This is a genomic window from Thioclava sp. L04-15, assembly GCF_002020275.1.
GTDB classification, from domain to species: Bacteria; Pseudomonadota; Alphaproteobacteria; order Rhodobacterales; family Rhodobacteraceae; genus Thioclava; species Thioclava marina.
This window is the reverse complement of record NZ_MPZW01000002.1, coordinates 310,982-324,431: the sequence shown is the minus strand read 5'-3', so window position 1 is coordinate 324,431 and position 13,450 is coordinate 310,982. Positions and strand designations below refer to the sequence as shown.

The window sequence follows — 13,450 nt, the reverse complement described above, 5'->3', positions numbered from 1 at the left end:
AGGGAAGCGTCAGCCTGCACGCCCGAAAAGCGCATCGACCGACCAGCGCCCCGGCCCGTGCAGCGCGACATAGAGGTAACCGCCGGTAAGCGCGATATTCTTGAGCAGCATCACCATGTCGGTCGCATGTGCGAAATCTCCGTAATCGATGATGCCGGAGGCGAGGGCGAAACCCGCCATCGCGAGAGCCACAAGCCGCGTCCAGGCGCCGACGAGGAGCAGCAAGCCCGTGCCGATCAGGAACCAGAAGACCGGGCCGGTGAGATAGCCCGAGAGTCCGTCGGCCTCGAGCCGGGCGGAGAATTTCGCGAAATCCATCGCCACATCCATGCCGGCCATCACGAAGAGCGTGGCCATGAGGATCCGGGCGAGAAGTGACAGGAACGGGTCGAGACGCTGGAGAAAATGCTCCATCAGAACACCTTTGCAGTTGGTCCCGCCGAGGTTGCGTCCCGGTGGCGGTGCCCTGTGTTAACGCGGTGGCGCGCGCCCGGCCATGTGACGCAGGCGCGCAGAGTATGGGTCAGTCGAGCGCGAAGGTTCCGCGCGCGAAGAGAGTGTCGAGAGGGCGCACAGGCGCGAAGGGTTGATTGCGGATGCCGTGGCCCGTGGCACCGAAGCGCGTGGTCAGCCCGATCACTATGCGGGTTTCGTCTTTTGAGGCGAAGCTGCCGGAGAGGGCCGAGTTCTCGATCCGCGCCGAGACGGTCACCGGCCCGTGGCCAATGCGGTGGGCCAACCCGAGGCTCGCGGTGGTTTCGCGCGCGGAAAAGCTGAACTCGTCGATATCCGTGACCGCGAGGCTCGCGGTGAGCGCGGTGCGCTCGCTCAAGCCATAGCGCGTCGAGAGGCGGGCAAAGACAAAATCATTGCTGCCCGGGCTGACGCTGCCAAGCCCCGCGCGCGCGGAAATGGAGCTACGCGCGCCCACCGCCCAGATCGCCTCGGCGCCGATCGCCCATGACGTCTGGCTTTCGTGGCTGGTATCGCCCAGGGCCGCGAAGACCCCGTATTTGGCGCGCTCGGTCGGCGCCATGTAAAGATGCGCCGCGAGATCGCCGCGCCAGCGCGGCCCCGCATCCGAGGCGCCCAGATCGATTTGCAGCCCATGCGCTTCGGTAATCGCGAAATCGGCGTTCAGATCGGCGCGCGTGACGCCGAAATCGCCGGTGCCTTTCTCGAGCGAGAAACGCGCCCCGGTGAAACCGAGCGCACTATGTGCCGCAGCGATCTGGGGCAGGGCAGAGAGAAGGAGCGCGGCGGGAAGAGCGGCTTTGAACATGGAGGGCACCTCGGCAAATGTGGCAAGGCCGGTCTCCGCCGGCTGCGCGGCCACCTCTGCAGGAGCGGTGCGCGACTGTCTGGAGGCTTTCTCCCAGATCGCGGGGCGTTAAAGAAGGCTTAAACTTTACAGAGGGTTAATGCCGTGCGCGTGGGGCGCGTAAGCAAAAGGCCCGGCGCGGGCCGGGCCTTTCGCGAGATCATGAAATCTCAGAAAATGGGGCAGTAATGGAAGAGCTTGCCCGCGTCGCCCTTGCCGAGGCCAATCCGCAGCACGACATTCCCATGTCGAATCCGTCATAGCCCCAGCTTTTGCCATAGCTGTCGGTTTCGCCACGGCCGGCATAGATCTGCACTCGATCTTCCAGCGGCCGGGCGTGTAGAGCGCTTCAAGCCCGAGATGGTTGTAATGCCAGCCATCATATTTTTCATGGGCGCCCATCACGCCAAGGCCCAGTTGCTCGCTCTGCTGCCACAAGCCGTGGATTTGCACGCTGTCGAAATCGTAACTGTCGTAATCGCCCTTGATGAAGCCGTGATTGTTGCCGATCTGAACGCCAAGTTTTGGCGTGAACCAGCCTGCGGCGGTGACGTAGCCTTCCTTGTATTTCTACCCGTCCGGATAGTCGGTGAATTCCAGCTTGCTGTAGGACATGCCGGCTTCGGCGCCTTCGAACTCGAAGGCATGCGCGCCGCTGGCCGTCGGGCAAAGCAACGCCGCCGCGATCAGTTTCTTGATCATTGTGTGCCCTTTGATCTTTGACAGACGCGAGTTCGTCCCCATTCGCGCACTGCATCCTCAATGGATGTCTTCAGATCGAATGAAAAAGCCCCCGTTCGGCAGGAACGGGGGCTCGAGCATTGGAAACGATCTCGGGTTGTTGCCTTCGGGAAACCGAAATTCCGTTTCCCGGCAGGTTTTATTCCTCGGTCGCAGGCGGGCTCTCGTCGCCGGTTTCCGGCGCTTCCGTGACGTCCAGCTCGTCTTCCTCGTCGCCCTGATCGGCGATCCGTGCGACCGAGACGACATGCTCGCCCTTCGCGGTGTTGAAGACGCGCACGCCCCCGGCCGAGCGCGACCGGAAGGAGATATCCTCCACCGGGCAACGGATCGACTGGCCCGTCGAGGTGGCGAGCATGATCTGATCGCCCATCTCAACCGGGAAGGAGGCCACCAGCGCCCCGCCGCGCATCGCCTTGTCGATCGCGGTGACGCCTTGGCCGCCACGGCCGCGGGTCGGGTAGTCATGCGACGAGCTGATCTTGCCCGAGCCGCCCGCCGTGATCGTGAGGATCAGATCCTCGGCGGCCGACATTTCGGCATAGCGCTCGGGGCTGAGTTGGCCTTCGGTTACAGGTTCTTCGTCCTCGTCGACCTCGTCCTCGGTCACGCCGGCCATCAGGCGGCGCTGCTTGAGATAGGCGGCGCGTTCTTCGGACGCGGCCTCGAAGTGGCGGATCACCGACATCGAGACGACGATATCGTCATCGGCCAAGCGAATACCGCGCACGCCCGTCGAGTCGCGGCCCTTGAAGATGCGAACCTCCGGCACCGGGAAGCGGATCGCGCGACCCTTTGCGGTCACCAGCATCACGTCGTCTTCCTCGGTGCACGGACGCACGTTCACGAGGCTCACGCCCTCGGGCAGCTTCATCGCGATCTTGCCGTTGCGCTTGATATTGGTGAAGTCCGAGAGCGCATTGCGGCGCACGGACCCGTCCGAGGTCGCGAAGAAGACCTGGGTGTTTTCCCATTCCTCCTCGGGCGCATCGACCGGCATGATCGCGGCGATGGAGACCCCGGTCGGGATCGGCAGGATATTCACGATCGCCTTGCCCTTGGACTGGCGCGAGCCGAGCGGCAGGCGCCAGCACTTGAGTGAATAGACCATCCCGTCGGTGGTGAAGAACAGAAGCTGCGTATGGGTGTTGGCGACGAACAGGGTGGTGACCGTGTCGTCATCCTTCAACGCGCCACCCGAGAGCCCCTTGCCGCCACGCTTCTGGGCACGGAAATCGGCCAGCGGCGTGCGCTTGATATAGCCGCCCTGGGTGATCGTCACGACCATGTCCTCGCGCTCGATCAGGTCTTCGTCGTCGAGGTCGCCCGCCCAGTCGATGATCTCGGTGCGGCGCCGCACGGCGAAAAGCTCGCGCACCTCGCGCAGCTCGTCCGAGATGATCGCCATGATGCGCTCGCGCGAGGCGAGGATGGCGAGGTAGTCGCGGATCTTCTCGGCCAGTTCGGCCAGTTCATCCGTGACTTCCTTGACGCCGATCTGGGTCAGGCGCTGCAGGCGCAGATCGAGGATCGCGCGGGCCTGCGTTTCCGACAGGTTATAGGTGCCATCGTCGTTCACGGGATGCAGCGGGTCGTCGATCAGGCGCAGATATTCGACGATCTCATGGGCGGGCCAGCGCCGCTCCATCAGCCGGGCGCGCGCCTCAGCGGCATCGGCCGAGCTGCGGATCGTGGCCACGACCTCATCGACATTCGACACCGCAACCGCGAGACCGCAGAGGATGTGGCTGCGCTCGCGTGCCTTGCGCAGCTCGAAGGCGGTGCGACGAGCAACGACTTCCTCGCGGAAGGTAATGAAATAGCTCAGGAACTGGCGAAGCGTCAGCTGCTCGGGCCGGCCACCGTTGAGCGCCAGCATGTTGCAGCCGAAGGAGGTCTGCAGCTGGGTGAAGCGATAGAGCTGGTTGAGGACCACATCCGGCGTCGCGTCGCGCTTGAGCTCGATCACCACGCGCACGCCCACACGGTCCGACTCGTCGGCGATGTTGGAGATGCCTTCGAGTTTCTTTTCGCGCACGAGATCGGCGATCTTCTCGATCATCGCGGCCTTGTTCACCTGATAGGGGATCTCGTCGACGACGATCGCGTAGCGGTCCTTGCGGATTTCCTCGATCCGGGTCTTGGCGCGGATGATGACCGAGCCGCGCCCTTCGAGGTAAGCCTTGCGCGCGCCGCCCCGGCCCATGATCTGACCGCCCGTGGGGAAGTCGGGGGCGGGGACGATCTCCATGATCGCCTCGTCCGACATGTCCGGGTTTTCGATCAGCGCGAGCGTGGCGTCGACCACCTCGCCAAGGTTATGCGGGGGGATGTTCGTGGCCATGCCGACCGCGATACCGCCCGCGCCATTGACGAGCATGTTCGGGAAGCGCGCGGGAAGAACCGTCGGCTCCTGCTGCTTGCCGTCGTAGTTGTCCTGAAAATCGACCGTATCCTTCTCGATATCGGCGAGAATGTAATTGGCCGGTTTCGCCATGCGCACTTCGGTGTAGCGCATCGCCGCCGCGTTATCGCCATCCATCGAGCCGAAGTTGCCCTGACCATCGAGCAGCGGCAGCGACATCGAGAAGGGCTGCGCCATGCGCACCAAGGCGTCATAGATCGCGGCATCGCCATGCGGGTGATATTGACCCATTACGTCGCCGACCGGGCGCGCCGATTTGCGGTAGGGCTTGTCGAAGGTGTTCCCGGTCTCGTGCATCGCGAAAAGGATGCGCCGGTGAACGGGTTTCAGACCGTCGCGCAGATCGGGAATCGCGCGGCTCACGATCACGCTCATCGCGTAATCGAGATAGGCGGTTTTCATCTCGTCGGCGATGGAAACGGTGGGGCCGAGATAGGTCGGACGCTGAGGCGTCTCCGGGCCGTTTTCTTCGGTTTCCGGCGTTTCAGGGGTGTCGGTCACGCGCGCCTCGAATTCTCTAGATATTGTTGTCGCACTTTATAAAGGCCGCAAGCGGCTGGTGCAATCGTCGATAGGGCAGAAGGTGGACGCGCGTCGCGTCAGGAAGGTTGCGCGGCAGTCAAATCGGGGCGGCGCGAAACGAAAAGGGCGGCCCCGCAGGACCGCCCTTCGCATGATTTCAAGAGAAGATCAGGCCTTCGGGCCGATCATCTGCTCGGGGCGCACCACCTTGTCGAAGGTTTCCGCGTCCACGAAGCCGAGCTTGATCGCCTCTTCCTTCAGCGTCGTCCCGTTCTTGTGCGCGGTCTTGGCGACCTTGGTGGCGTTGTCATAGCCGATGGTCGGCGCGAGCGCGGTGACCAGCATCAGCGACTCGTGCAGCAGCTTTTCGATCCGCGGCTCGTTGGCCTCGATGCCCACCACCATGTTGTCGGTGAAGGCCGAGGCGCTGTCGCCCAGAAGCTGCATGGATTGCAGCACGTTGTAGCTCATCATCGGGTTGTAGACGTTGAGCTCGAAATGGCCCTGCGAGCCCGCGAAGCCGACGGCGGCATCGTTGCCCATGACATGGGCGCAGACCATCGTCAGCGCCTCGGCCTGGGTCGGGTTCACCTTGCCCGGCATGATCGACGAGCCCGGCTCGTTTTCCGGCAGGATCAGCTCGCCCAGACCGCAGCGCGGGCCCGAGCCGAGCAGGCGGATGTCATTGGCGATCTTGAAGAGCGAAGCGGCCACGGTCTTCAGCGCGCCCGAGAACATCACCATCGCGTCATGGGCGGCGAGCGCTTCGAACTTGTTCGGCGCGGTGACGAAGGGCAGGCCGGTGATCTCAGCCATGTTCGCCGCGACCGTCTCGGCCCAGCCGACTTGGGTGTTCAGACCGGTGCCGACGGCGGTGCCGCCCTGGGCCAGCTCGTAGATGTCGCCAAGGCAGGCTTCGATGCGCTCGATACCTTTCTTGACCTGATGCGCGTAGCCCGAGAATTCCTGGCCCAGCGTCAGGGGCGTCGCATCCTGCGTATGGGTGCGGCCGATCTTGATGATATCCTTGAAGGCCTCGGATTTAGCCTCGAGCGCGGCGTGCAGCTTGCGCAGACCGGGCAGAAGAACGTCGCGCGCCTGCATCGCGATGCCGACATGCATCGCGGTCGGGAAGGTGTCGTTCGAGGACTGGCCCATGTTGCAGTGATCGTTGGGGTGGACCGGGTCTTTCGTGCCCATCACGCCGCCCAGGATCTCGATCGCGCGGTTGCCGATCACCTCGTTGGCGTTCATGTTCGACTGGGTGCCCGAGCCGGTCTGCCAGACGACGAGCGGGAAGTTGTCGTCGAACTTGCCCTCGATCACTTCGCCGGCGGCCTCGATGATCGCATCGGCGATCTTCGCGTCGAGTTTGCCCTGAGCCTTGTTGGCCATCGCGCAGGCTTTCTTGATCACACCGAGCGCGCGGATGATCGGGACGGGCTGGCGCTCCCAGCCGATCGGGAAGTTCAGGATCGAGCGCTGCGTCTGCGCGCCCCAATATTTGTCGGCGGGAACTTCGAGCGGGCCGAAGCTGTCAGTCTCGGTGCGGGTCGCGGTCATCGGTGGGCCTCCAATAAGCAACATGGTCGCGCAGGTCATAGGACGATGGCGGGGATTCTGCAATCGGTATGCGAAGGTATACGGGAGCTATGCGGGCCGATCTCCGCATGGGCTGTAAGCGAGGGCAGCCGCAGGGTGATCCTTGTGCGGGGCGGGGGCGCGGTCGCACGCTGGCCTGCGCTTGAATGGCGCAGCAGGATCGCGCCGAGCGCGACACCCAAGAGGGACGTCGGCGCCTTGATCGATCAGTTATTTGCGGAACTTGTCGAGGCTGACCACTTCGGCCTCGCCACGCGGCGCGGTCTCCTCGGGTTCGTCCTCATCCTCGAAGTCGTCCTCTTCTTCGTCGTCTTCGTAATCCTGCGTCTCGAAACGCAGGCCGAACTCGACGGAAGGGTCGACGAAGGTGGTGATCGCATCGAAGGGCACGACCAGCGGTTCGGGCGAATTGCCGAAATTGAGGGTGATCGAGAATTCATCCTCGCCGACCTCGAGATTGTCGTACCAGTGCTGGATCACGATGGTCATCTCTTCGGGATAACGCTCACGCAGCCAGTCAGCGAGTTCGGCATCGGGATGGCGGGTGTCGAAGGTGATGAAGAAGTGGTGCTCGCCCGGTAGACCGTTTGCCGCGATGTCGCGCAGCACGGTCTGAATGAGCCCGCGCATCGCGTCGTGCATCAGGTTCCCGTAATCGATCGATCGCGTCATGGCCCATCCCTCTCGTCTTCCGGTCAGCATAGGGGATTCGCCGGAAGAGAAAAGGGGGGTGAGCGGCGGTCCGGGGCGCGCCTCGACGCGAAAAACCTTCAAGGCGAATTCCGTGACCGGTTTGGTCCTCAGCGCAGAGGCGGACTTTGGCGTCGGGGCCGCGCAGGTTCGGTCATACCGCGTTCCGAGGGCCCCGAACGGCCCTGCATTCGGGCCCGCGCCCGTGTAATCCCGGGGCTGACGGCCGACACCTCAGTGGTCGCGACCTACACGAAACTTTCGCCCGACAAGCACAATGCGACCGTGTCTCGGGGCATCACGCCCAGAGCTTCGAACAGCGCCACCACGTCGAAATTGTTATAGGCTTCCACGATCTTTTCGCCCGCGAAACGCATCGAGAGCTGCCCGGTAAAACAGGCAGACTGCCCGGTCTGGGAGGAACGCCCTTCGATCCGCAGCAAGAGCCAGAGCCAGTCCGAGGTCTCGAACTGGCGCAGAATGGTGATCTCGATGTCTTTGAGATGCGCGCGCAGCGCGGGCACGAGTTCGTGAAATTCCTCCGGGCGCAATTCGAGCCCGGGCATCAACCCGTTGGCCTGCGCGCTGTCTTCGAACAACGCATCAATCCGGTCGAGTTCTCCCTTGCCCCAGACGGCATTCAACCAGGTTTCGATCCTCTCGCGTCGGGACATGCGCCACTCCTTTCCTGCACGGCTCGCAGGATCGTCGCAACGCAAGCTTGCAGATCGGTTAACGCCGATCGCATTTCGCGAATTATTCGGGAAACAGAGTGGGGAAGGTGCAGGATTCTGTTGCAAGGCTCCTGCGGGCCCCGCCTTACGCTGCTAAGCGCAAGGAGTTAGGTTTCGGTTACCCGAGCTGCTTACGCAGCCAGAGCGACCGGAGCACGGTTGTCGTTGGCAACTGTACGTTTTGCACCGATAACGGTGGTAGCTCACCGGGACAAAGCAAACCCCTTTAGACGTTCGTCGATCCTGTTTCGGCCCCATGTGCCCCCAACGAGGGAGTTTTGGTGGAGCCGCCGGGTACCGCCCCCGGGTCCGATCCGCTTATTACGAGCGCGTTTATGTCCATAGTCCCCGAGATCGGGAACAAGGCGAATATAGGCGGGGTGCGGGCGGGCTTCAAGGTATCGATCGCGTTGAGCGCTTTGTTAACCAATGCGGGTCTATCACCGAGTCGAGGTCAAGGAATGACCGGCGAGGATGGATGATGACCGAAAAGACGATCCTGATCGACCTGACGACGAGCTACGCGTTCCGGCACTGGAAACCGATGGGCATTCTGCGCGTCGAGCATGAGGTCTGGCGCGCCTTTCGCATGCGCTTCGGGGCGCGCGTCTGCGGCGTGATTTATGACGCCTCACGCGACGGGTTCTATCGCATTCCGCAAGAGATCTTCGACGAGCTGATCTTTCGCAACGGCTGCCATCCGGTCGCACCCGCGCGCGCCGAAAGCGCGCGCACCCGCTTGGGCAGCTGGGCGCGGATCGGGCGGTTTCTATGGCGCGCTCAACGCAGTCGCAAACGGTTTCGCGGCACTGACGAGACGGCGCGGTCTGCGCGTGAAGGGGCGATTGCTGGCGAGTTGCTGCGGCTGAGCGCGGAGGAATACGCACGGATGCGCCGCGCTCTGGTCGCGCTGGAACGGATCCACCCGGCGCTTTCCGCCCGGATCCAGCAGCTCGATGCGCTCAACCATAGGGCCCATTACGGGCTTATCCGCACCGTCCACGAAGAAATCTGCACCGACGAGAACCGGATCGATCCCCGCAACGTTGGCGATTATGTCTCGGCGGGCGGGTTCTGGTCGGATGATCGCTATCGTTGCGCCTACCGGATGCGCGCCACTCATCGCTGGCGGTTGCGCTACTATGTCCACGATCTCATTCCGGTGCTCTGGGGACATCTGGCCGAGCCGACGACGCGCAAGACCTATCCGCCCGCGCTGCACTGGATGCTCTGGGGCGTCGATCAGGTCTGGACGAATTCCGAGACGACCCGGCGCGACCTGCTCGACCACGCGCAGGCGCATGGATATCCCGCGCTTGATCCCGCGCTGGTCGCACCGGTCCTTCTCGGGGAGGATGCCGCACGCGGGGCGGGCGAGGATACGACCCGTGCCGGGATCTTCGCCCATCGTCAGCTGGAGCCGGGACGGTTCGTGCTGATGGTCGGCACGCAGGAGCCGCGCAAGAATTACGATTTCGTCTACAGGCTGTGGCGCGCGCTGAACGAGCGCCATCCGGGCGAGGTGATGCCGCTGGTCTGGGTCGGTCAGCCCGGCTGGTCGATCGGGCCGCTGCTCGAGATGGTGCGCAACGATACAGGGCTGCCCCATGGGGCGATCCGGATCCTCTCGGATGTCGAAGATGCCGAACTGGCCGAGCTTTACCGCGCCTGCCGCTTCACGATCTATGCCTCGCATTACGAAGGGTGGGGGCTGCCGGTGGTCGAGGCGCTCTCGCATGGCAAACCCTGCCTGAGCTCGGATGCGCCCGCGCTGATCGAAGCGGGCGGCGGCGCGTCCGAGCCGATCGGGCTTTTCGAGGGAGAGCGCTGGCTGGCGCGCTGCCACGCCCTGATGACAGATGAGGCCGCCTATGCTGGTGCGCTGGCACGCGCAGCACGGTTTCGGGCGCGCAGCTGGACGGCGTTTCGCAACGATCTCACTGCCAGTTTCGAGGCGTCCGAAAGCGAGGCCGGGGGTCTTTTGACGGAGGATGCCGCATGAAGATCGCAGCCTTCGGTCATTACCCGATCCACCGCCCCCTGCATGGCGGGCAGCGCCGGGTTGCCGCGATTGCGGCTCAGGCGCGCGCCGCGGACCATGTCTTTCGATATGTGCCGGTCTATTCCACGCGCGGTTATCCCGACGGCTCGCCGGACGAGCGCAAGACCGCCGTGTCCGAGGCCTTGCTTGCCCGGATGCATGATCCGCAGCGGCGCGAGGATCTGCATCTGGCGCAAACGCTTGCCGGTGATCCGCTGGTCGAACGCCTCCTCGATGACTTGCGCCGCTTTGCTCCCGATGCGGTTCAGTTCGAACACCCGTGGCTCTGTCCGCTTTTCGCCGAGGCGCTGGCATGTGATCCCGCGTTGCGCGGCGCGAAGCTGATCTATTCCGCCCATAACGTCGAGGCCGATCTGATCGACCCGCGCTGGCGTGCGGAGGCGCTGGCGCTCGAACGCGACCTTGTCATCCGCGCCGATCTGGTGATCGCGGTCAGCACCGAGGATGCGCGGGTCTTCGACGGCTGGCGCAATCGCGGGAAACGGCCCTGCATCGTCGCTCCGAACGGCTGCTGGCCGCCCGATCTGTCCGCCGCGCCAGTTGCGCCCCTCGAGGGGGCTTTCGCGCTTGTCGTCGGCTCTGCCCATCCACCCAATGCGACCGGCTATTGGGAAAGCTTTGGTGAGATCCCCGGCTTCCTTCCACCGGGTTCGCGCCTCGCGATCGCGGGGGGCATGAACGACCTGATCACCGGCGATGGCCGCTTCCAGCGCTACCAGCGAATGAACGCGGAATTCGTTGCCACGCTCGGGACCGTGGATGAAGAGGTTTTGAGTGCCTTGCTGCACCACGCGAAAGTCATCTGTCTGCCGATCACCGAAGGGGGTGGCACAAATCTCAAGACCGCCGAGGCGCTGATGTGGCGCAAGCCGGTGGTTGCGATGCGTCCGGCGCTGCGCGGTTACGAAGAGGCCGAAGCGATGAGCGGCGTCTATGTCGCCGATGACCCGAAGCAATTCCGCACCCTGCTGCGCGATGCGATGACCGGAACGCTCGTCTCGCGGCGCACTGTCGCCGAGACCGCGCGCTATGGCTGGCCTGCGCAACTCGCCCCCCTGATCACCGGTTACGAGAGTGTCCTGACATGAAAGACCTTCCCCAGATGCCCCGGGGCGATTTCGCCGATCCGGGTTTCGAGGCGCGCGCGCCAGCGAGCCCTGAAGTGATCGACGCGCTGTTTCGGGCCTGGCTTGGACGGCCTGCGAAAGAAGGGGCGCAAGCGGCTTTGAAAGACCGCAATGCGACTGTTGCCCAGGTCGAGCGCGAGTTGCGCGGATCGCGGGAATATCAGGGCAAGGCGCGGCTCCTGCGCGATCAGGATCGCACGCAATATGACGGGGCGATGCTCTATATCGCGCCCGCGCGGGTGATGTTTTGCCCGATCGCGAAAGTGGCGAACACTTCGGTGAAGGACTGGGCGCTTCGGCTCTCGGGGGACGGGCGGCCCAATCCGGGCATGTCGCATTACTGGCTCGATTCCGGGCAGAACAAGATGCAGGCGCGCCATTGGGCTTTCGCGCTGCGCGACCGGGTGGCGCGCGATCCCGATTGGGTCTCGGTGGCGCTGCTGCGCGATCCGGTCGACCGGTTGGTGAGCTGCTATTGCGACAAGTTCGGCCGCAATCGCGCGCAGGATTCGGTGCTCCATCACACCCGCGCGGTCTATGCTTTCTTCAACGGAGGAAAGGAGCCGGATGCGGAGACGGTCGCGCGCGGCCTCAGTTTCCGGCAGTTCTGTTTCTACATCAACGCCACCGCCCGCGAGGTGCAGGATTCACATTGGGCAGCGCAGTGGAGCTATCTTCAGAACCGCCGCTGGGACCGGCTCTTCGCGCTCGAGAAGATCGAGAGTTTCGAGGCGTTCCTGCGCGACCGTCTGCCGCCCGCGCTGCGCGAGATCGGGCTGGGGATGACCAATGCGGTGGAAAAGACGACGAAGCCGCCCGTCCGCGACCTCTCCGAGGCCTTGCCCGGGGAATGGCTGGGCGAGCGCAACCCACCCTATGCGGGCTTTCTGACCGAGGACATTCGCGGCTTCATCGGCGATTATTACGCGCTCGATTTCCAGCTTCACCAGAAGGCGCAGGCTGAAAGTTAATCCCCTTCGGCGGGGGTGCCGAGGAGGGTGATCGCCACTCCCAGAGCCGCAAGCGCCCAGAAGCCGTAGCTTCGCGCTCCCTCGCTCCGCAGGGCGGCAAGGGCCGCCTGAAGCGCGTAATACGCGGCGAAGGCACGCGAGGCATAGGCAATGATGGAAAACAGGTCGGCCGACCACGTCAGGGCGATCCCGGCGCTGGTAAGCACGAGATAGGCTGCCTTGGGCGCAATCTTGCCCCGGGAGAATTCCGAGATCAGCCCGCCTGCGCCCCCGGTATCGGCAACCGCTGCCGAGAATTGCGCCGCCAGCGCCGCGGCAACCAGCATGGCGGGCAGGATCGGCGCGACGACGCGCATCATGTCGATGATCGAGGTCTCGGTCAGCTTGTGCGCATCGGGGGTGAAGAGGTAGGCGAGCAGCGCGATGTAAACCATGTAGATCGCGGTGGAGAGCATTTGTGCCCATTTCATCGCGGCTATCCGCGTGGGCGCGTCATAACTTTTGCCCAGATAGCGCGCTGTCTCAAAGCCCTGAACCGTGACGATCAGCCCGAACATCAGGCGCAGCGCATCCCAGGGCGGCAGCGTCGGCGGATCGATGATCAGCGCACCGGCGACGGCTTTCTGGGAGAAATAGACCGCAAGCCCCAGAAGCAACCCCGCGATGATCGCAAGCTTGATCGCGACGGAGCCGTATTCCATCCGCTCGAGCGCGCGAAAGCCGCCCGCAAAGCCTGCAACCGCGACGACGGCAAGCATGACCGTCGTGACGCTCTTCGCCGCCACTGGCGAGTTCCACGGCGTGAGCGAGACCGCGAACGCCCCGAAAAGATTGAGGTAATAGGCGACAGAGATCACATAGGCGAAGGCGAGGGAGAGCTGGGCGAAGTCTTCGAGACGGGCGATTATCCGCGTGTCGGGCTGTTGCTCGGTTGCGATATTGGCGCGCACTGCCGAACCGAAAAGCCAGCCCGCGAGACACAGGCCCGCCATCGCGACAGGCGCCATCGCTCCGAACCGGGCCTCGAGAATGGGGCCGAGAACCAGAAAGCCCGAGCCGATGATCGAGGCGAGGGGCGTAACCATCGCGCGCCAGCGGGGACGGTTGCGCAGCTGGGGCAGGAACATCGCGCCAAGCACGAGAAGGGCCGAAAGAAAAATCGCAAGATCAAGGAGCATCGGTTCGGGAGTCGCAGGAGGAATTTGCGACACTTACCACTGTTGGTCCCGGAAAAAAGGGCCGCGGTCTGCCGCGG

General features: G+C 63.9%; 11 protein-coding genes and 1 other RNA gene. 4 read left to right on the top strand and 8 right to left on the bottom strand.

Features of this window, described 5'->3' with window-relative positions; genetic code table 11:
* Positions 1-9: 9 nt before the first annotated feature.
* Positions 10-414, bottom strand: coding sequence for a DoxX family protein (locus tag BMI90_RS07685; RefSeq protein WP_078527840.1), 405 nt, complete (start codon positions 412-414; stop codon positions 10-12).
* A 109-nt stretch (positions 415-523) separates the two neighbouring features.
* Positions 524-1,282 carry a hypothetical protein gene (locus BMI90_RS07680; protein ID WP_078527838.1) on the bottom strand — a complete coding sequence of 253 codons (759 nt, stop codon included), beginning with the start codon at positions 1,280-1,282 and terminating at the stop codon, positions 524-526.
* Between the two features lie 408 nt (positions 1,283-1,690).
* On the opposite strand from BMI90_RS07680, the gene BMI90_RS18515 reads away from it, so the two are divergent.
* Positions 1,691-2,044 carry a hypothetical protein gene (locus BMI90_RS18515; protein WP_146671240.1) on the top strand — a complete coding sequence of 118 codons (354 nt, stop codon included), beginning with the start codon at positions 1,691-1,693 and terminating at the stop codon, positions 2,042-2,044.
* Between the two features lie 157 nt (positions 2,045-2,201).
* Here BMI90_RS18515 and gyrA read toward each other — a convergent pair whose 3' ends face one another.
* The 5 genes from gyrA to ssrA all read right to left on the bottom strand — a co-directional run bounded on the left by gyrA (position 2,202) and on the right by ssrA (position 8,436).
* Positions 2,202-4,988, bottom strand: a complete 2,787-nt coding sequence (gene gyrA / locus BMI90_RS07675) for a DNA gyrase subunit A (RefSeq protein WP_078527836.1) — start codon at positions 4,986-4,988, stop codon at positions 2,202-2,204.
* 189 nt (positions 4,989-5,177) lie between these two features.
* Positions 5,178-6,572 (bottom strand): class II fumarate hydratase, encoded by a 1,395-nt coding sequence (gene fumC, locus BMI90_RS07670; protein ID WP_078527834.1) that lies wholly within the window; start codon positions 6,570-6,572, stop codon positions 5,178-5,180.
* Between the two features lie 249 nt (positions 6,573-6,821).
* Positions 6,822-7,283, bottom strand: a complete 462-nt coding sequence (locus BMI90_RS07665) for a ClpXP protease specificity-enhancing factor SspB (RefSeq protein ID WP_078527832.1) — start codon at positions 7,281-7,283, stop codon at positions 6,822-6,824.
* A 266-nt stretch (positions 7,284-7,549) separates the two neighbouring features.
* On the bottom strand, positions 7,550-7,975 hold the full coding sequence (locus tag BMI90_RS07660; RefSeq protein ID WP_078527830.1) for a nuclear transport factor 2 family protein: 426 nt from the start codon (positions 7,973-7,975) through the stop codon (positions 7,550-7,552).
* Positions 7,976-8,081: 106 nt separating this feature from the next.
* Positions 8,082-8,436: a transfer-messenger RNA gene (gene ssrA, locus BMI90_RS07655) on the bottom strand.
* Positions 8,437-8,516: 80 nt separating this feature from the next.
* On the opposite strand from ssrA, the gene BMI90_RS07650 reads away from it, so the two are divergent.
* Genes BMI90_RS07650 through BMI90_RS07640 form a run of 3 tightly spaced genes read left to right on the top strand, consistent with a single transcriptional unit; the run spans position 8,517 to position 12,195 of the window.
* On the top strand, positions 8,517-10,037 hold the full coding sequence (locus tag BMI90_RS07650; protein WP_168172736.1) for a glycosyltransferase: 1,521 nt from the start codon (positions 8,517-8,519) through the stop codon (positions 10,035-10,037).
* Positions 10,034-11,185 (top strand): glycosyltransferase, encoded by a 1,152-nt coding sequence (locus BMI90_RS07645; protein WP_078527826.1) that lies wholly within the window; start codon positions 10,034-10,036, stop codon positions 11,183-11,185. Before BMI90_RS07650 ends, BMI90_RS07645 begins: the two co-directional genes overlap by 4 nt.
* Positions 11,182-12,195 carry a sulfotransferase family 2 domain-containing protein gene (locus BMI90_RS07640; RefSeq protein ID WP_078527824.1) on the top strand — a complete coding sequence of 338 codons (1,014 nt, stop codon included), beginning with the start codon at positions 11,182-11,184 and terminating at the stop codon, positions 12,193-12,195. Before BMI90_RS07645 ends, BMI90_RS07640 begins: the two co-directional genes overlap by 4 nt.
* Here BMI90_RS07640 and BMI90_RS07635 read toward each other — a convergent pair.
* Entirely contained in the window at positions 12,192-13,373 is a 1,182-nt protein-coding gene (locus BMI90_RS07635; protein WP_078527822.1) for a hypothetical protein, read from the bottom strand. The two genes, BMI90_RS07640 and BMI90_RS07635, sit on opposite strands and share 4 nt — an antisense overlap.
* Between the last annotated feature and the right edge of the window lie 77 nt (positions 13,374-13,450).

What these genes read in the sequence shown, in the direction of transcription:
- BMI90_RS07685 (WP_078527840.1), bottom strand. Translation starts at nt 414, where the DNA reads ATGGAGCATTTTCTCCAGCGTCTCGACCCGTTCCTGTCACTTCTCGCC.
- BMI90_RS07680 (WP_078527838.1), bottom strand. Translation starts at nt 1,282, where the DNA reads ATGTTCAAAGCCGCTCTTCCCGCCGCGCTCCTTCTCTCTGCCCTGCCC.
- BMI90_RS18515 (WP_146671240.1), top strand. Translation starts at nt 1,691, where the DNA reads ATGCCAGCCATCATATTTTTCATGGGCGCCCATCACGCCAAGGCCCAG.
- fumC (WP_078527834.1), bottom strand. Translation starts at nt 6,572, where the DNA reads ATGACCGCGACCCGCACCGAGACTGACAGCTTCGGCCCGCTCGAAGTT.
- BMI90_RS07665 (WP_078527832.1), bottom strand. Translation starts at nt 7,283, where the DNA reads ATGACGCGATCGATCGATTACGGGAACCTGATGCACGACGCGATGCGC.
- BMI90_RS07660 (WP_078527830.1), bottom strand. Translation starts at nt 7,975, where the DNA reads ATGTCCCGACGCGAGAGGATCGAAACCTGGTTGAATGCCGTCTGGGGC.
- BMI90_RS07650 (WP_168172736.1), top strand. Translation starts at nt 8,517, where the DNA reads ATGACCGAAAAGACGATCCTGATCGACCTGACGACGAGCTACGCGTTC.
- BMI90_RS07645 (WP_078527826.1), top strand. Translation starts at nt 10,034, where the DNA reads ATGAAGATCGCAGCCTTCGGTCATTACCCGATCCACCGCCCCCTGCAT.
- BMI90_RS07640 (WP_078527824.1), top strand. Translation starts at nt 11,182, where the DNA reads ATGAAAGACCTTCCCCAGATGCCCCGGGGCGATTTCGCCGATCCGGGT.
- BMI90_RS07635 (WP_078527822.1), bottom strand. Translation starts at nt 13,373, where the DNA reads ATGCTCCTTGATCTTGCGATTTTTCTTTCGGCCCTTCTCGTGCTTGGC.